This is a genomic window from Streptomyces sp. NPDC004051 (assembly GCF_053604275.1).
Genome location: NZ_JBSGHG010000048.1, coordinates 1 through 16,748 on the forward strand (window position 1 = coordinate 1; position 16,748 = coordinate 16,748).

Here is a 16,748-nt window from a genome sequence, read left to right on the forward strand (position 1 = left end):
GGTTGATAGGCCGGATCTGGAAGCCCCGTAAGGGGTGGAGGTGACCGGTACTAATAGGCCGAGGGCTTGTCCTCAGTTGCTCGCGTCCACTGTGTCAGTTCTGAGACAACGACCGTTGTCGGCTTTGAGCAGAACACAACAGAAGAGTGTGCTTGTTCGCTCGAAACCATTAGGGTTTCGGTGGTCATAGCGTGGGGGAAACGCCCGGTTACATTCCGAACCCGGAAGCTAAGCCCCATAGCGCCGATGGTACTGCAGGGGGGACCCTGTGGGAGAGTAGGACGCCGCCGAACAATCTTTGGAAGGACCCTTGGTCCCAGCGTTCAGCTGGGACCAAGGGTCCTTTTTTATTTCTGGAGCGCGCCGGAGGTCCGGCTGCGCGAGAATGCTTGCGGTACCGAAGACAGGAGCTACCCATGTCCACCAACTCTCCCGACGATCGACCGGAGCGCGACCAGCGGCGACGGGACAGTGGTGACCGTTCGGACCGTGGCGGTCAGCGAGGAGGCCCGCGTCGGTTCAGTGACCATGACCGCGGGGATCGCAGGGACGGAGACCGCGACCGCGGGTTCCGTCGGGACGACCGTGGTGGCAGCCGGCCGGACCGTGGTGGCTTCCGCCGTGACGACAACCGTGGCGGCGAGCGCGGTGGTTACCGCAGTCGGGACGACCGCCGTGACGACCGTGGTGAGCGGGGTGGTTTCCGTCGCGATGACAGTCGTGGTGGCGAGCGGGGCGGTTACCGGGGCCGCGACGACAACCGTGGTGGTGAGCGCGAGCGTTCCGGCTTCCGTCGGGACGACGACCGGGGTTACGGGCGCCGTGACGACCGCCGTGACGACCGCCGTGACGACCGGGGCGACCGGGGCGGCTACCGGGGCCGCGACGACAGCCGTGGGGGCGACCGGGGCGGCTACCGTGGGCGCGAGGACAACCGCGGTGCCGACCGGGGTGGTTTCCGCGGGCGCGACGACCGCGACCGTGGTGAGCGGGGTGGTTTCCGCCGTGACGACCGTGACGACCGGGACCGTGGTGGCTTCCGCCGTGACGACAACCGTGGCGGCGAGCGCGGTGGTTACCGCAGTCGGGACGACCGCCGTGACGACCGTGGTGAGCGGGGTGGTTTCCGTCGCGATGACAGTCGTGGTGGCGAGCGGGGCGGTTACCGGGGCCGCGACGACAACCGTGGTGGTGAGCGCGAGCGTTCCGGCTTCCGTCGGGACGACGACCGGGGTTACGGGCGCCGTGACGACCGCCGTGACGACCGGGGCGGCTACCGGGGCCGCGACGACAGCCGTGGGGGCGACCGGGGCGGCTACCGTGGGCGCGAGGACAACCGCGGTGCCGACCGGGGTGGTTTCCGCGGGCGCGACGACCGCGACCGTGGTGAGCGGGGTGGTTTCCGCCGTGACGACCGTGACGACCGGGACCGTGGTGGCTTCCGCCGTGACGACCGTGACGACCGCGACCGTGGTGGCTTCCGGGGGCGCGACGACCGAGGCCGCGACGACCGTGGGCGTGGACCGCGCCGGGATGACCGGGGCGGTCGGCCGGGCGGGTTCCGCGGGCGCGACGACCGGCACGGAGGCGACCGGTTCCGTGAGGAGCGCGACCGGGACCGCGAGCCCATCAAGCGGCTGCCGATCCCCGAGGACGTCACGGGCGAGGAGATCGACAAGGACGTACGGCAGGAGCTGCAGAGCCTGCCCAAGACCCTCGCGGACGATGTCGCCAGGAACCTGGTGATGGTCGCCCGGCTGATCGACGAGGACCCCGAGAGCGCCTACGGCTACTCCAGGGTGGCCCTGCGGCTGGCGTCGCGTGTCGCCGCCGTACGGGAAGCCGCCGGCTTCGCCGCCTACGCCAACCAGAAGTATTCCGAGGCGCTTGCCGAGTTCCGGGCGGCGCGGCGGATGACCGGGACCGCGGAGCTGTGGCCTCTCATGGCCGACTGCGAGCGCGGGATCGGGCGGCCGGAGAAGGCACTGGACATGGCCGGTGCTCCCGAGGTGCAGAAGCTCGACAAGGCCGGGCAGGTCGAGATGCGGCTCGTCGCGGCCGGCGCTCGGCGTGACATGGGGCAGCTGGACGCCGCCATCGTGACGCTGCAGAGCTCCGAGCTCGCCTCCCACTCCGTGCAGCCGTGGACCGCGCGGCTGAGGTACGCGTACGCGGATGCGCTTCTCGCCGCCGGGCGGACCGGTGAAGCACGGGAGTGGTTCGCGAAGGCCGTGGAGGCCGACCGGGACGGCAGCACGGACGCTTCGGACCGGCTGGCCACGCTGGACGGCGTGGAGTTCATGGACGCGCTCGACGAGGAGAGCGCCGACAGCGACGCCGACAGCGATGCCGACTCCGGGGTCCCAGAGGGCAAGGACGAGAGCGGCGTCGACAAGGATTGACGGCTCGCGCCTGTGACGCAGGACGCGAAGGGGTGGGGTTTCCGGTTCATGCGACCGGGGATCCCACCCCTTTCCGGTTTCCGGAGCCATCCGTCAGAACGCGCGCAGTACCAGCCCCGACGCCGGCTTGGGCCCGAAGGACGTCGACTTGCGGGGCATCGTCACGCCCTGGCGGGCGAGGTCGCGGACGACCTCCTCACGGACCGGGTGGAGCAGTACCGCCGTACCGCCGTCGCGTTCCGCCTTCTCGACGGTCGCGGCCGTGTCGTGGATGTAGGCGATATGGGCCGGGGAGTCCTCGGGGATGCGCCACACCTGCTTCAGGAGCGTGGAGTGCAGGACCGTGGCGTCCAGGGTGCGCCAGGCCGCCGGGCGGTCGCCGGGGACGCTGCGGGCCAGCAGATCGGGGTCCGGGCGGTCGACGAGGTGGAAGGCGCCGTCACCGGCCAGCAGGAAGGCGTTGCCCGCGCCGGCCGCCTCGGCCAGTACCTCCATAGCGTCCGGCAGCGGGGCGTCCACACGACGGACCCGGAACAGGCCGTGGAGGGCGGCCAGCGCGTCCGCGACGGGCAGGCCGTGCAGCAGGCGGTGGATCGCGCGGACACGCAGCGGATACCGGGCCGTGTCGACCAGGAGCACCAGGCCGTCGTCCCAGGGGCTGGGGGAGGGGTGCTCCGCGCGGAGCCGGCGGTAGGTCGCCCAGCGGTGGTGGCCGTCGGCGATGAGGGCCTGCTGGCCGGCCAGATCGGTTCGGACCGTGGCCAGGTCGGCGGGGTCGGTGAGGGACCACAGCCGGTGCTGGAAGCCGTCCTCCGTGGTGGTCGCGAGGAGGGGAGGGGTCTCGGCCGTGCGCTCGATCAGGTCGGCGGTGGCATCGGTCGAACCGTCGCCGGGGTAGCTCAGCAGCAGGGGCTCGAGGTTCGCGGACGTGGCCAGCATCAGGGCCGCGCGGTCGGCGACGACGTGCGGCATGACGTCCTCGTGCGGCAGCACCAGCCGCTCCTCGGGGTCCGAGACGCGCAGGGCGCCGATGATCCCGCGTTGCAGCAGTCCGGCGCCGTCGCGCTGTTCGTAGACGTACAGGCAGGGCTCGGGGTCCGTGGTCAGGACGCCTTCGGCGCGCCAGCGGTCCAGGGTGTCGGCGGCCTGGGCGTTGCGGGCCTCGGGGGTGTCGGCCTCGGGCAGGATCAGCCGGACGATGTTGTAGGGGTCGGCGGACTGCAGGTGATGCAGGCCGTCGGGGCGGACGACGACGTCGTACGGCGGGGATGTCACGGCGGCCAGGCTGCCGACCCGGTCGGGATCGTAACGAAGGCCTTGGAACGGGGTGAGTTCCAGGCCTCGGCGCGCCTTTGCTTCCGAGGGACCTGCAGTCTTCATCAGGGCATCGTACGGGGCCGGGGGCATGGGGGATGATCGGGGGAAAGCCGTCGAACGAGGAGCGATGCGGAATGAGCCGGAGCATCAGGACGAGGCCCGGGGGCAGTGGGCAGGCCCTGAGCGAGGCGTACGACACGGCGCTGCTCGACCTCGACGGTGTGGTGTACGCGGGCGGGGAGGCGATCGTCCACGCGGTCGACTCGCTGGCCACGGCCCGCGCGGGAGGCATGCACCTGGCGTACGTGACGAACAACGCCCTGCGCACCCCGGACACGGTGGCCGCGCATCTGACGGAGCTGGGGATACCGACGGACGCCGGAGACGTGATCACCTCGGCGCAGGCGGTCGCGCGGCTGATCAGCGAGCAGGTGCCGCAGGGCGCCAGGGTGCTGGTCATCGGCGGCGAGGGACTGCGGGTGGCGCTGAGGGAGCGCGGCCTGGTGCCCGTGGAGTCGGCGGACGACGATCCGGTCGCGGTGGCACAGGGGTACGGCGGGCCCGACTTCCCGTGGGGCCGGTTCGGGGAGGCGAGTTACGCGATCGCGCGCGGGGTGCCGTGGTTCGCGTCCAACACGGATCTGACGATCCCCAGCGGGCGGGGCATCGCCCCGGGCAACGGCGCGGCGGTGGAGGTCGTACGGATCGCCACGGGCGCCGAGCCGCAGGTCGCGGGCAAGCCGCTGCCGCCGATGCACCGGGAGACGATTCTGCGCACGGGCGCCGAACGGCCCCTGGTGGTGGGGGACCGGCTGGACACGGACATCGAGGGCGCGTTCAACGGCGGGGTGGATTCGCTGCTGGTGCTGACCGGAGTGACCGACGGGGCGCAGCTGCTGGCCGCGCCGCCGCAGCACCGGCCGACCTACGTCGACGCCGACCTGCGCGGAATGCTCACCGGGCAGCCGGAGGTGACCGCGGCGGACGGCGACGGCGGATTCCGGTGCGGTGGCTGGACGGCGGCAGCGGACGGCGGGGTTCTGACGCTGGACGGGAGCGGTGCCGCTCTGGACGGGCTGCGGGCGTTGTGCGCGGCGGCGTGGACAGCGGCGGGCGACGGCGTGTGCACGGGGGACGGAGCGAAGGCGCTGGCCCGGCTGGGTTTGTGAGGCCGCCTCGATCCAGCACCCCAGCACCTCAGAACCCCGGCACCTCAGCACCCCAGCACCTCAGAATCTCAGGATCGTGATCGCTTGGGAGGGTAGGCTAACCTAACTGCGTGTTGGTCGACAGTCCTTCCGAACCGCGCGCGGACATCGCCCCCGCGCTCCCGAACCGCCGGGCGATGTCACGTGTCCTCGGACTGGTCCTCTCCGCCGCGATCCTGGGGGCCATCGCCCTGGCGAGCCTCGCGATCGGGGCGAAGGACCTGTCCCTGGACCAGGTCTGGCACGGCCTGTTCGAGCAATCGGGCACCTACGGTGACGTCGTCGTCGCCGACCGGCTGTCACGGACCCTGCTCGGCGCGCTGGCCGGCGCCGCGCTCGGCCTGGCGGGGGCGGTGCTGCAGGCGCTCACCCGTAATCCGCTCGCCGATCCGGGACTGCTCGGCATCAACGCGGGCGCGTCGGCGGCGGTCGTCACGGCCATCACCTTCTTCGGCGTCACCTCGCTGTCGGGCTATGTGTGGTTCGCGTTCTGCGGGGCGGCCGCGGTCGGGGCCCTGGTGTGGTTCCTCGGCGGCAGCCGGGGCGCGACCCCGGTGCGCCTGGTGCTGGCCGGCACCGCGATCACCGCGGCGCTGTTCGGCTACCTCCAGGCGGTGATGATCCTGGACCAGGCGGCCCTGGGGCGGATGCGCTTCTGGACGGTCGGGTCGCTGTCCTCGGCGAGCGGCTCGGTCATCCGGCAGGTACTGCCGTTCCTGCTGGTCGGGTTCGTGCTGGCGCTGCTGCTCGCCCGGCCGCTGAACGCCATGGCCATGGGCGACGACACCGCCAGGGCCCTCGGCGCCAACCTGAACCGCACGCGGGCACTGGCCATGCTCGCCGCGACCGTGCTGTGCGGGGCCGCGACGGCCGCCTGCGGGCCGATCGTCTTCGTGGGTCTGATGGTGCCGCACGTCGTGCGCTCGTTCACCGGACCCGACCTGCGCTGGATCCTGCCGTACGCGGCCGTCCTGTCGCCGGTGCTGCTGCTCGGCGCCGACGTCCTCGGCCGGGTGCTGGCCCGGCCCGCGGAACTCCAGGTCGGCATCGTCACCGCGATCATCGGCGGCCCGGTCTTCATCTTTCTCGTACGACGGCGGAGGACGGCCCAGCTGTGAAGACCAACCGTGCTGTGCGGACGCCGGGCGGCCTCTCGTTCCGGGTGGACGTGCGGGCCCTCGTCGTCGCCGTCCTGCTCCTGCTGGTGGCGCTCACCGCGAGCGTGGTGCTGATCGGCACCGGTGACTTCCCGATACCGGCCGCCGACGTGATCCGGACCCTGCTGGGCGAGGGCGACCCGGGCCAGGAGTTCATCGTCACCGAACTGCGGCTGCCCCGGGTGCTGGTCGGGCTGCTGGTCGGCGTCTCGCTCGGGCTGGGCGGTGCGCTGTTCCAGTCCATCTCCCGCAACCCGCTGGGCAGTCCGGACGTCCTCGGTCTCGGCCAGGGCGCCACGGCCGGCGCGCTCGTGATGATCGTGCTGTTCTCCGGGACCGCCAACCAGGTCGCCGTCGGTGCACTGATCGGCGGGCTGGTGACCGGGTTCGCCATCTATGTGCTCGCCTGGAAGCGGGGCGTGCACGGATACCGGCTGGTCCTGGTCGGCATCGGTGTCTCCGCGATCGTCACCGCGGTCAACGGCTATCTGCTCACCAAGTCCGACATCGTCGACGCGGCCCGTGCGGTGGTGTGGATGACCGGCTCCCTCGACGGCCGTGACTGGGACCAGGTCTGGCCCCTGCTCGCGCTGTGCGTCGTCCTCGTGCCGCTGGTCCTGGCCAACTCCCGCGGGCTCAGGATGATGGAGATGGGCGACGACATCTCATACGCCCTCGGGGTCCGGGTGGAGCGCGTACGGCTGCTGCTGATGCTCTCCGCCGTACTGCTCACCGCGTCCGCGACCGCCGCCTCCGGGCCGGTCGGCTTCGTCGCGCTCACCGCGCCGCAGCTCGCCCGGCGCCTGACCCGTTCGCCCGGACCCAACCTGGTGGCATCGATGTGCATGGGCGCCGCCCTGCTGGTGAGCGCCGACTGGATCTCGCAGCGGGCCTTCGGCGCCGAGCAGTTGCCCGTGGGAGTGGTCACCGGGGTGCTCGGCGGCGTCTACCTGCTGTGGCTGCTGGTCACCGAGCGCAAGGCGGGCCGGATATGAGCGCCTGGAGCGCCAGGAACCCCACCACCGCCGGCGGCGGACGGAACAACCGAAGGAGCACCGTGAACCGACTGTCCGCCGAGGACGTCACCCTCGCCTACGACCAGCGTGTCATCGCCGAGCACCTGTCGGTGGAGATACCGGACAACTCCTTCACCGTGATCGTCGGCCCGAACGCCTGCGGCAAGTCGACGCTCCTGCGGGCGCTGTCGCGCATGCTGAAACCCGCCCAGGGGCGGGTGCTGCTGGACGGCCAGGTCATCCAGTCGATGCCCGCGAAGAAGGTCGCCCGCACCCTCGGACTGCTGCCCCAGTCGTCGATCGCGCCCGACGGGATCACCGTCGCCGACCTGGTGGGCCGGGGCCGGTACCCGCACCAGGGCATCCTGCGCCAGTGGTCGGCCGAGGACGAGCGGGTCGTCCGGGAGTCGATGGCCCGGACCGGCATCGCGGATCTCGGCGAGCGCCATGTCGACGAACTCTCCGGCGGGCAGCGCCAGCGCGTGTGGATCGCCATGGCGCTCGCCCAGGAGACCCCGCTGCTGCTCCTCGACGAGCCCACGACCTACCTGGACATCCAGCACCAGATCGACGTGCTCGACCTGTGTGCGGAACTGCACGAGGAGCAGGGGCGCACCCTGGTCGCCGTCCTGCACGACCTCAACCACGCCGCCCGGTACGCCACCCACCTCATCGCCCTGCGCGCGGGGAAGGTCATCGCGCAGGGCGCGCCGAAGGAGATCGTCACCGCCGAACTGGTCGAGCGGGTCTTCGGGCTGAGCTGCCAGGTCATCGACGACCCCGAGACGGGGACGCCCCTGATCGTGCCGGCGGCCCGCAAGGCGCGCGCCGCGGCCGGAACCGGGCGGACCGACCGGCAGGAGAAGGTGGGCGCTAGAGAAGCTTCCTGAGGTGGAACAGGTCGAGCAGACCCGCCTCCAGCCTCACCCGGCCGGAAGCCCAGGCCCTGGCGAAGTGCAGTTCGCCGTCGACCAGGGCCAGCAGGTCGTCCCCCTTCATGGCGAGCCTGAGCTGGGCCTTCTCACGCGGAGGGCCCTCCAGGGTGTCGTGCACCGCGATCCGTCCGCCGGTGAGGCGGCCGACGAAGGTCACCTCCAGGTCGGTGATGTGACAGCTGACGGAGCGCTCCATCGCAGCGGCCGCGCGGACGTTCCCCTCGGCGTGCCGCATGTTGTCCGAGAGTCTGCTGAGTGCGGCACGGCACTCCTCGATCGTGGCCATCGCGGACGACGGTACCCCAGTGGTTCGCGGTAGCGTCGGGGCATGAACGACGCAGTACCCCAGCCGGGGGGCGCGCAGCAGCCGCCCCCGCGGGGAGAGCACGACGCACCACCGGTCGAGGACACCGCTTCCCGCACCGCGCCCGAGTACGCCCCCACGGCCCCCGCCCCCCTGGACGTGCCCCGCACCCCCACCGGCGACGCCGAGGTGGACGCGCGGCTGGAGCGGCTGGCCGACGCCGACCACCTCACCACGGACGGCCACGCCGAGGTGTACGAAGATGTGCACCGGGGGCTGCGCGACGCGCTCACCGCGCTCGACACCCGTCCGGGGCCGCCGGCTCCCACCCGTCACCCGACCATCCCTCAACGAGGTCCTTCGGGCCACGGGTCCCATTCGCCGCACCGACAGGGGAGCTGAACCGAACGTGGCAGGAGTCGCACGCCGCCGTCTCGACGCGGAGCTGGTCCGCCGGAAGCTCGCGCGCTCGCGTGAACACGCCGGCCAGCTGATCGCCGCGGGGCGGGTCAGTGTCGGGAAGACCGTCGCGACCAAGCCCGCCACGCAGGTGGAGACCGCCGCCGCGATCCTCGTCGCCGAGGACGCCGGCGACCCGGACTACGTGTCGCGCGGCGGCCACAAGCTGGCCGGCGCCCTCGAGGCCTTCGTGCCCCGGGGGCTGGTCGTCGAGGGGCGGCGGGCGCTGGACGCCGGCGCCTCGACCGGCGGCTTCACCGACGTCCTGCTGCGGGCCGGGGCCGCGCACGTGGTCGCCGTGGACGTCGGATACGGACAACTCGCGTGGTCTCTCCGGAACGATGAACGCGTCACCGTCAAGGACCGTACGAACGTACGGGAGTTGACGCTTGAAGCAATCGATGGGGAGCCTGTGGATCTTGTCGTGGGGGATCTTTCCTTCATCCCGCTCGGGCTGGTCCTGCCCGCCCTGGCACGGTGCGCGAGGCCGGACGCCGATCTGGTGATGATGGTCAAGCCGCAGTTCGAGGTGGGCAAGGAGCGGCTGGGCAGCGGGGGAGTCGTCCGCAGCCCGGAGCTGCGCGCCGACGCCGTGCGGGGGGTGGCCGCCAAGGCCTGGGAGCTGGGACTGGGGGCGAAGGGCGTGACGGCGAGTCCGCTGCCCGGACCCTCGGGGAATGTCGAATACTTTCTGTGGCTGCGGGCCGGGGCACCGGAACTGGACCCGGCCGACGTTGACCGTGCAGTGGCGGAGGGGCCGCGTTGACACCGAATCGAGTGCGTACTGTTTTCCTGCTCGCCCACACCGGCCGCCCCGCGGCCATCCGCAGCGCGGAACTCGTGGTCAAGGGGCTGCTGCGTTCCGGGCTCGGCGTACGGGTGCTGGAGACCGAGGCGCAGGACCTGCCGCTGCCGGACGAGGTGGAGACCGTCAAGGAGGCCACGCCCGAGTGCCTCGACGGCTGCGAACTGCTGATCGTGCTGGGCGGTGACGGCACGCTGCTGCGCGGCGCGGAGTTCGCCCGCGCCTCGGGGGTGCCGATGCTCGGGGTGAACCTCGGCAGCGTCGGGTTCCTCGCCGAGGCCGAACGGGACGACCTCGACAAGGTCGTCGACCGGGTGGTGAGCAAGGCGTACGAGGTCGAGGAGCGGATGACCGTCGACGTCGTCGTGCACCGCAACGGCACCATCGTGCACACGGACTGGGCGCTGAACGAGGCGGCCGTGCAGAAGGTGTCCGCCGAGCGGATGCTGGAGGTCGTGCTGGAGATCGACGGGCGGCCGGTGACCGGATTCGGCTGCGACGGGATCGTGTGCGCCACCCCGACCGGATCCACCGCGTACGCGTTCTCCGCGGGCGGGCCCGTGGTGTGGCCGGAGGTCGAGGCGCTGCTGATGGTGCCGATCAGCGCGCACGCGCTGTTCGCCAAGCCGCTGGTGACCTCGCCGGACTCGGTGCTGGCCGTGGAGGTCCTGCCGCACGTTCCGCCGGGTGTGCTCTGGTGCGACGGGCGGCGGACCCTGGAGCTGCCGCCCGGGGCGCGGGTCGAGGTGCGGCGCGGCGCGGTGCCGGTACGACTGGCCCGGCTGCATCACGCCTCGTTCACGGACCGGCTGGTCGCGAAGTTCGCCCTGCCGGTCTCGGGGTGGCGGGGGGCTCCGCACTAGGGAGTGCCTCGGTGTGGGCCGGTAGGGGAGGGTTCCCACGCACGGGTGACGGCCTGCCGTGATCCCGCACGGGCGGGGGGCGGCGTCGCACAGCGCGAGGAAAACCTCGTAAGGTCTGGGACGTGTTGGAGGAGATGCGGATACGGTCGCTCGGAGTCATCGACGACGCCGTGGTCGAGCTGTCACCAGGCTTCACCGCCGTCACCGGTGAGACGGGCGCGGGCAAGACCATGGTGGTCACCAGCCTCGGGCTGCTGCTGGGCGGAAGGGCGGACGCGGCCCTGGTGCGGATCGGTGCCAGGAACGCGGTCGTCGAGGGGCGGATCGCCGTGCCCGAGGACGCCGCGGCCGTCGTACGGGCCGAGGAGGCCGGGGCCGAGCTCGACGACGGAGCGCTGCTGATCAGCCGTACCGTCTCCGCCGAGGGGCGCTCACGGGCGCACCTGGGCGGGCGGAGCGTGCCCGTGGGGCTGCTCGCCGAACTCGCCGACGACCTGGTGGCCGTGCACGGGCAGACCGACCAGCAGGGGCTGCTGAAGCAGTCCCGGCAGCGGCAGGCGCTCGACCGGTACGCGGGCGACGCGGTCGCCGGTCCGCTCGCCAAGTACACCGGGGCGTACAAGCGGCTGCGGGCCGTCGCCGCGGAGCTCGAACAGATCACCACGCGCGCGCGTGAGCGGGCCCAGGAGGCCGACATGCTGCGCTTCGGGCTCGACGAGATCGCCGCCGTGGAGCCCCGCGCCGGTGAGGACGTGGAGCTGGCCGAGGAGGCCGAGCGGCTCGGTCACGCCGAGGCCCTGGCGTCCGCCGCGCACGCCGCGCACACCGCCCTCGCCGGCAATCCGGAGGACCCCGAGGGCGTCGACGCCGGAACGCTCGTCGCGGGCGCCCAGCGGGCCCTGGAGGCCGTCCGGGCGCACGATCCCGCGCTGGCCGCGCTCACCGACCGGATCGGTGAGGTCGGCATCCTGCTGCGTGACGTGGCCGGGGAGCTCGCCGGGTACGCCGAGGACCTGGACGCCGACCCGCTGCGGCTGGCCGCCGTCGAGGAGCGGCGGGCCGCGCTCACCGGGCTGACCCGCAAGTACGGCGAGGACGTCGCCGCCGTGCTGGCCTGGGCCGAACAGAGCGCCGCGCGGCTCACGGAACTGGACGGGGACGACGAGCGGATCGAGGAACTCACCGCCGAGCGGGACGGTCTGCGCGCCGAACTGGGCGGGCTGGCGCAGGCGCTGTCGGAGGCACGGACCGAGGCCGCGGAGCGGTTCGCGGCGGCCGTCACCGCGGAGCTGGCCTCCCTCGCCATGCCGCACGCGCGCGTGTCGTTCGACATCCGGCAGACGGAGGACCCGGACGGCATCGAGGTCGGCGGGCGCACCGTCGCCCACGGACCCTCGGGTGTGGACGAGGTCGAGCTGCTGCTGGCCCCGCACCCCGGGGCGCCGCCCCGGCCCATCGCCAAGGGCGCGTCCGGCGGTGAGCTGTCGCGCGTGATGCTGGCCGTGGAGGTCGTGTTCGCCGGGACGGACCCGGTGCCGACGTATCTGTTCGACGAGGTGGACGCCGGTGTCGGCGGCAAGGCGGCCGTCGAGATCGGACGGCGGCTCGCCAAACTGGCCAAGAGCGCCCAGGTCGTGGTCGTCACGCACCTGCCGCAGGTGGCCGCGTTCGCCGACCGGCAGCTGCTGGTGGCGAAGACCGACGACGGGTCGGTCACCCGGTCCGGCGTGAAGGTGCTCGAAGGGGAGGAACGGATCCGGGAACTCTCCCGGATGCTGGCCGGCCAGGAGAACTCCGAGACGGCCCGGGCCCACGCGGAGGAACTCCTGGCGACGGCCCGCGCGGACGGCTAGCCGTCGTACCTCCCGGGACCCCGGCCCACGGGCCGGGGTCCCGGCCCGTGGGAGGTTTTTCACTCGTGTGGGTGAAGTTTCTGTCCGGTCCGGTACAGGCGGGTGCTCCCGTCGTCGCCGCGATCCCCTGGTGTCCTGGCATGCTGGACGGAGCACGCGTAGGAGACCGTGCGGTACACCCCCTCCGCACGGTCCTTCTGTACGTTCTTCGGGACCATCCGACCCGAACCAGGAGCTCGGCCACGTGACCCCCGTGAGCAGCCACTCACCGCACGGCCAGTCGCCGCTGCGCACCGTGCAGGTGCTGGGCGGTGGCAACGCCGCCACCAGCGCCCATGTGCGCTCACTGGCAGCCGGGCTCGTCGCACGGGGCGTGCGGGTCACGGTGTGCGCCCCCGCCGAGGCGGAGCACACCCACGACTTCACGGGCGTCGGTGCCGGCCACGTACACGTCCCGCGCAGCAGCGACCCCGGCTCGGTGGCCGCCCTGCGGACGGCCTGTGCGAACGCCGACCTGGTGCACGCGCACGGACTGCACGCCTCCTTCCGGACCGTGCTCGCCCTCGGCGGCCGGCACACCCCGTTGATCGTCACCTGGCACGACCGGGCGCCCGCCGACGGCGCCCGCGCGCACTTCCTGCGGCTGCTGGAGCGGAGGGTGGTCAAGGCGGCCACCGTGGTGCTCGGAACCACCTCCGCCCTGGTCGACCGGGCCCGCCGGACCGGAGCGCGGGACGCGCGGCTGGCGGCCGTCGCCCTCCCCGCGCCCCGCACGGCCGGGGAGCCGGAGGACCCCGAAGGGGCGCGGGCCAAACTACGTGCCGAACTCGGCGCCGTCGGCCGCCCCTTACTGGTCGCGGCCGGTTCCCTGGAACGGCGCCGGGGCCACCACACCCTGCTGGACGCCGCGCACGGGTGGCGCCGCCTCGACCCCGTGCCGCTGCTCGTCGTCGCGGGGGAGGGCCCGCTGCGCGGTGAACTCCAACGGCGGATCGCGGACGAGGAGCTGCCGGTCCGGCTCATCGGGCGATGCGACGACGTCACCGGGCTGCTCGGGGCCGCGGACCTCGCGCTGCTGCCGAGCCGGTGCGAGGGGCGCTCCGTGCTCGCCCAGCAGGCCCTCCAGGCGCGCGTACCGCTCGTGGCGACCAGGGCCGGCGGCATGCCCGAACTCGTCGGTGACGCCGCCGAACTCGTCCCGCACGGCAACGCGCGTGCGCTCGCCGACTCCGTCGTACGGCTGCTGGGCGACCCGCGGCGCCGGGAGGAACTCAGGGCCGAGGGCACCCGGCAGGCGGCCGGGTGGCCGACGGAGGACGAGGCGGTGGCCCAGGTGCTCAGCGTCTACGACGAGTTGACGCAGCACCGTCCGCTGACCTGACGTCTGATCTGACCTCTGATCTGACGTCATCTGCCGCGTCGGGGCACGTGCCGCCGTGCCCGCGGGGCCGGGCCCGGGATCAGGACCGTGTGCGGCTCGTCGAGGTCGCTGCCCGGCGACTACTCCGATCCTGGCCGGCCGGGTGTACAGCGTCCGGCGGTTCAGACGCAGTTCGTGGGCCGTCTCCGCCTCGCGGCCCGCACGGGCCGGACAGGTCTCCAGGGCGGGCGGCCTCGAGCGGCGGTCGTGGTCCAGGACCGGGCCGATCGCGCGGCCCCCGCAGGCCGCCAGGCCCGGCTGGTCGCGCAGCCGCCGCATCAGCAGGCCGATGTCCAGGCGGCGGGCGTCGTACCAGGGACGGTCCGGCAGCCCCTGCGCCGCGCTCGCGGTCCGGGCCGCGTGCCGCAGACCCGTCGACGGTGCCGCCCGGTCACCGGCCGCCCCGACCACCACCGCGGGCGGCCGCGCCCCCGGCGGCATCGTCCCCGCCCGCTCCGCCCGGCACGCAGTGCCGCCGCCCCCGGTCCGCGAGCGCCGGCCGTTCCGTCCGCGCGCAGCCCGAGCAGCAGCGGCACTCGCCCCTCCACCGGCCGCACACCCAGCAGCACGGGGACCCGAGCGAGACGGCTCCCCGGCGACCGCACGGGCCGGCACCGCCCAGCCGCCGCCCCGCGGGGACAGCACGTCGTCGATCCGCATCACCACCGGGAGCAGCGGGCCGGCGCCCGGCCTGAAAGCCGGCACGCGCGCCTGCGCGAGCGCGTCCTGCGGGGCGATTCGGCCCTCGGCGAGGTCGACGAGGAAGTCGCCGCGGCCGCGTGCCGCCGGTTCCTCCCCCTGACGGGCCCGCATCAGCACCACCGCGGGCAGCTCCAGCGCCTGCCGCACGGTGACCCCGGCACCCTGCGTGTCGTATCCGCCGTCACCGCCCCTGTCGCCGCCGCCCATGCCCCGGACGGCACCCGTGCGCACGGGGCGCACGGGTGCCGTCGGGCGGGCTCCTCAGCCCCCGTACGCCCCCGACGCCGTCAGGCGCAGGGCCGTGTCGATGAGGGGGACGTGGCTGAAGGCCTGGGGGAAGTTGCCGACCTGGCGCTGGTTGACCGAGTCCCACTCCTCGGCGAGCAGACCGAGGTCGTTGCGCAGGGCCAGCAGCTTCTCGAACAGCCGGCGGGCCTCGTCCACGCGGCCGATCATCGCCAGGTCGTCGGCCATCCAGAACGAGACGGCGAGGAACGCGCCCTCGTCCCCCGGCAGCCCGTCGACGCCTTCGTCGACGCCCTCCGTCGGGTACCGCAGGATGAAGCCGTCCGGGGTGGACAGCTCGCGCTGGATCGCCTCGATGGTGCCGATCACCCGCTTGTCGTCCGGCGGCAGGAAGCCCACCTGCGGGATCAGCAGCAGTGCGGCGTCCAGCTCCTTGGAGCCGTACGACTGCGTGAACGTGTTGCGCTCCTTGTCGTAGCCCTTCTCGCACACGTCCCGGTGGATGTCGTCGCGCAGCTGCTTCCAGCGCTCCAGCGGGCCGTCCGCGTCACCGGACTCGATGAGCTTGATGGTGCGGTCGACGGCGACCCAGGCCATCACCTTCGAGTGCACGAAGTGGCGACGCGGGCCGCGCACCTCCCAGATGCCCTCGTCCGGCTCCGTCCAGTGCTTCTCCAGGTAGGAGATCAGCTTCACCTGGAGCAGGGACGCGTAGTCGTTGCGTGTCAGGCCCGTCATGTGGGCCAGGTGCAGGGCCTCGGTGACCTCGCCGTACACGTCCAGCTGGAGCTGGTGCGCCGCGCCGTTGCCCACCCGGACCGGGGTCGAGTTCTCGTAGCCGGGCAGCCAGTCCAGCTCCGCCTCGCCGAGCTCGCGCTCACCGGCGATGCCGTACATGATCTGCAGGTTCTCCGGGTCGCCGGCCACCGCGCGCAGCAGCCACTCGCGCCAGGCGCGGGCCTCCTCGCGGTAGCCGGTGCGCAGCAGCGAGGACAGGGTGATCGCCGCGTCCCGCAGCCAGGTGTAGCGGTAGTCCCAGTTGCGGACGCCGCCGATCTCCTCCGGCAGGGAGGTGGTGGGCGCGGCGACGATGCCGCCGGTCGGGGCGTAGGTGAGGGCCTTCAGCGTGATCAGGGAGCGGATCACGGCCTCGCGGTAGGGGCCGTGGTACGTACAGTGCTCCACCCACTCCCGCCAGAACTCCTCGGTCGCCTCCAGCGACTGCTCCGGCTCCGGCAGCGGCGGCGGCTCCTTGTGCGAGGGCTGCCACGAGAGCGTGAAGGCGATCCGGTCGCCCGGCGCCACCGTGAAGTCCGAGTACGTCGTCAGCGACTCCCCGTACGTCTCGGAGGGCGTGTCGAACCACACCGAGTCCGGTCCCGCGACGGCGACCGTGCGCCCCTCGTGCCGGTGCACCCACGGCACCACCCGGCCGTAGGAGAAACGCATCCGGAGCGCCGAACGCATCGGCACCCGGCCCGAGACGCCCTCCACGATGCGGATGAGCTGCGGGGCGCCGTCGCGCTGGGGCATGAAATCGATCACCCGGACCGTGCCGTGCTCGGTGTCCCACTCCGACTCCAGGACCAGCGAGTCGCCGCGGTAGCCACGCCGGGTCGCGGCCGGCGGCGGGGCGTCGGAGGCATGCTCCGGGCCGATCCGCCAGAAGCCGTGTTCTTCGGTGCCCAGTAGGCCGGCGAAGATGGCGTGCGAGTCGAAGCGGGGCAGGCACAGCCAGTCGACTGTGCCGTCCCGGCAGACCAGGGCGGCGGTCTGCATGTCTCCGATGAGTGCGTAGTCTTCGATGCGCCCGGCCACGTGCAACTCCAGTCGAACGGCCACGTCACCCCACGAGGGGGCTGTCGCTAGTGCGGTCAAGGGGACAGTGAATGGTGCGTGACGTCATACGTCGTTGAGCGACGAAGCAAAGCAGTCGCTCAGTCATGAATGCAAAGCGCCGATTATTCAATCAACGAACTGACGAGCTTTCGTTGTTCCGGTGTGACGGGCGGGGGTGGTGCCGTCCGGCCGGCCGGGGCTCGGCAGTGGGGTGTCCGAGCA

Annotated in this window: 13 protein-coding genes, 1 rRNA gene and 2 pseudogenes; 12 read left to right on the forward strand and 4 right to left on the reverse strand. The window is 72.7% G+C overall.

Features of this window, described 5'->3' with window-relative positions:
- Window positions 1-176 precede the first annotated feature (176 nt).
- The 3 genes and pseudogenes from rrf (at window position 177) to ACWEQO_RS31485 (ending at window position 2,402) form a co-directional block, all read left to right on the forward strand.
- Window positions 177-293: ribosomal RNA gene (rrf, locus tag ACWEQO_RS31475) — 5S ribosomal RNA — on the forward strand.
- Between the two features lie 225 nt (window positions 294-518).
- Window positions 519-1,208 (forward strand): annotated as a pseudogene (locus ACWEQO_RS31480) (hypothetical protein); the annotation flags it as partial.
- A gap of 429 nt (window positions 1,209-1,637) precedes the next feature.
- Entirely contained in the window at window positions 1,638-2,402 is a 765-nt protein-coding gene (locus tag ACWEQO_RS31485; protein WP_452986083.1) for a tetratricopeptide repeat protein, read from the forward strand.
- Window positions 2,403-2,495: 93 nt separating this feature from the next.
- Here the strand turns inward: ACWEQO_RS31485 and ACWEQO_RS31490 are convergent, their stop codons facing one another.
- Window positions 2,496-3,782 carry a DUF1015 domain-containing protein gene (locus tag ACWEQO_RS31490; protein WP_452986067.1) on the reverse strand — a complete coding sequence of 429 codons (1,287 nt, stop codon included), beginning with the start codon at window positions 3,780-3,782 and terminating at the stop codon, window positions 2,496-2,498.
- 71 nt (window positions 3,783-3,853) lie between these two features.
- On the opposite strand from ACWEQO_RS31490, the gene ACWEQO_RS31495 reads away from it, so the two are divergent.
- The 4 genes from ACWEQO_RS31495 to ACWEQO_RS31510 all read left to right on the forward strand — a co-directional run bounded on the left by ACWEQO_RS31495 (window position 3,854) and on the right by ACWEQO_RS31510 (window position 7,990).
- Window positions 3,854-4,888: an HAD hydrolase-like protein gene (locus tag ACWEQO_RS31495; RefSeq protein ID WP_452986068.1), complete on the forward strand. Its 1,035-nt coding sequence runs from the start codon at window positions 3,854-3,856 to the stop codon at window positions 4,886-4,888.
- A gap of 110 nt (window positions 4,889-4,998) precedes the next feature.
- Window positions 4,999-6,045: a FecCD family ABC transporter permease gene (locus tag ACWEQO_RS31500; protein ID WP_361460560.1), complete on the forward strand. Its 1,047-nt coding sequence runs from the start codon at window positions 4,999-5,001 to the stop codon at window positions 6,043-6,045.
- Complete coding sequence (locus ACWEQO_RS31505; protein WP_361460562.1) at window positions 6,042-7,079, forward strand: FecCD family ABC transporter permease; 1,038 nt, start codon at window positions 6,042-6,044, stop codon at window positions 7,077-7,079. Before ACWEQO_RS31500 ends, ACWEQO_RS31505 begins: the two co-directional genes overlap by 4 nt.
- Window positions 7,076-7,990 (forward strand): ABC transporter ATP-binding protein, encoded by a 915-nt coding sequence (locus ACWEQO_RS31510; protein WP_361460564.1) that lies wholly within the window; start codon window positions 7,076-7,078, stop codon window positions 7,988-7,990. Before ACWEQO_RS31505 ends, ACWEQO_RS31510 begins: the two co-directional genes overlap by 4 nt.
- On the opposite strand, the gene ACWEQO_RS31515 is transcribed toward ACWEQO_RS31510, so the two are convergent.
- On the reverse strand, window positions 7,974-8,321 hold the full coding sequence (locus ACWEQO_RS31515) for an SCP2 sterol-binding domain-containing protein (protein WP_361460565.1): 348 nt from the start codon (window positions 8,319-8,321) through the stop codon (window positions 7,974-7,976). The genes ACWEQO_RS31510 and ACWEQO_RS31515 overlap by 17 nt on opposite strands.
- 42 nt (window positions 8,322-8,363) lie before the next feature.
- Here ACWEQO_RS31515 and ACWEQO_RS31520 point away from each other — a divergent pair, with 42 nt between their 5' ends.
- From ACWEQO_RS31520 to ACWEQO_RS31540, 5 genes are all read left to right on the forward strand, one after another.
- Window positions 8,364-8,741, forward strand: a complete 378-nt coding sequence (locus tag ACWEQO_RS31520; protein ID WP_452986069.1) for a hypothetical protein — start codon at window positions 8,364-8,366, stop codon at window positions 8,739-8,741.
- Window positions 8,742-8,748: 7 nt separating this feature from the next.
- Window positions 8,749-9,564, forward strand: coding sequence for a TlyA family RNA methyltransferase (locus ACWEQO_RS31525; protein ID WP_361460568.1), 816 nt, complete (start codon window positions 8,749-8,751; stop codon window positions 9,562-9,564).
- Entirely contained in the window at window positions 9,561-10,466 is a 906-nt protein-coding gene (locus tag ACWEQO_RS31530) for an NAD kinase (protein WP_202280504.1), read from the forward strand. The genes ACWEQO_RS31525 and ACWEQO_RS31530 overlap by 4 nt, the downstream gene beginning before the upstream one ends.
- A 134-nt stretch (window positions 10,467-10,600) precedes the next feature.
- Window positions 10,601-12,319, forward strand: coding sequence for a DNA repair protein RecN (gene recN, locus ACWEQO_RS31535; protein WP_361460616.1), 1,719 nt, complete (start codon window positions 10,601-10,603; stop codon window positions 12,317-12,319).
- A gap of 244 nt (window positions 12,320-12,563) precedes the next feature.
- The gene (locus tag ACWEQO_RS31540; protein ID WP_452986070.1) at window positions 12,564-13,700 is read left to right on the forward strand and encodes a glycosyltransferase family 4 protein; all 1,137 of its coding nucleotides are present in this window, start codon (window positions 12,564-12,566) and stop codon (window positions 13,698-13,700) included.
- Between the two features lie 26 nt (window positions 13,701-13,726).
- Here ACWEQO_RS31540 and ACWEQO_RS31545 read toward each other — a convergent pair.
- A pseudogene (locus ACWEQO_RS31545) lies at window positions 13,727-14,570 on the reverse strand (PucR family transcriptional regulator); the annotation flags it as partial.
- Between the two features lie 132 nt (window positions 14,571-14,702).
- Window positions 14,703-16,505, reverse strand: a complete 1,803-nt coding sequence (locus ACWEQO_RS31550) for a glycoside hydrolase family 15 protein (protein ID WP_361460618.1) — start codon at window positions 16,503-16,505, stop codon at window positions 14,703-14,705.
- Window positions 16,506-16,748: the final 243 nt, after the last annotated feature.

What these genes read in the sequence shown, in the direction of transcription:
- ACWEQO_RS31490 (WP_452986067.1), bottom strand. Translation starts at nt 3,782, where the DNA reads ATGAAGACTGCAGGTCCCTCGGAAGCAAAGGCGCGCCGAGGCCTGGAA.
- ACWEQO_RS31495 (WP_452986068.1), top strand. Translation starts at nt 3,854, where the DNA reads ATGAGCCGGAGCATCAGGACGAGGCCCGGGGGCAGTGGGCAGGCCCTG.
- ACWEQO_RS31510 (WP_361460564.1), top strand. Translation starts at nt 7,076, where the DNA reads ATGAGCGCCTGGAGCGCCAGGAACCCCACCACCGCCGGCGGCGGACGG.
- ACWEQO_RS31515 (WP_361460565.1), bottom strand. Translation starts at nt 8,321, where the DNA reads ATGGCCACGATCGAGGAGTGCCGTGCCGCACTCAGCAGACTCTCGGAC.
- ACWEQO_RS31520 (WP_452986069.1), top strand. Translation starts at nt 8,364, where the DNA reads ATGAACGACGCAGTACCCCAGCCGGGGGGCGCGCAGCAGCCGCCCCCG.
- recN (WP_361460616.1), top strand. Translation starts at nt 10,601, where the DNA reads ATGCGGATACGGTCGCTCGGAGTCATCGACGACGCCGTGGTCGAGCTG.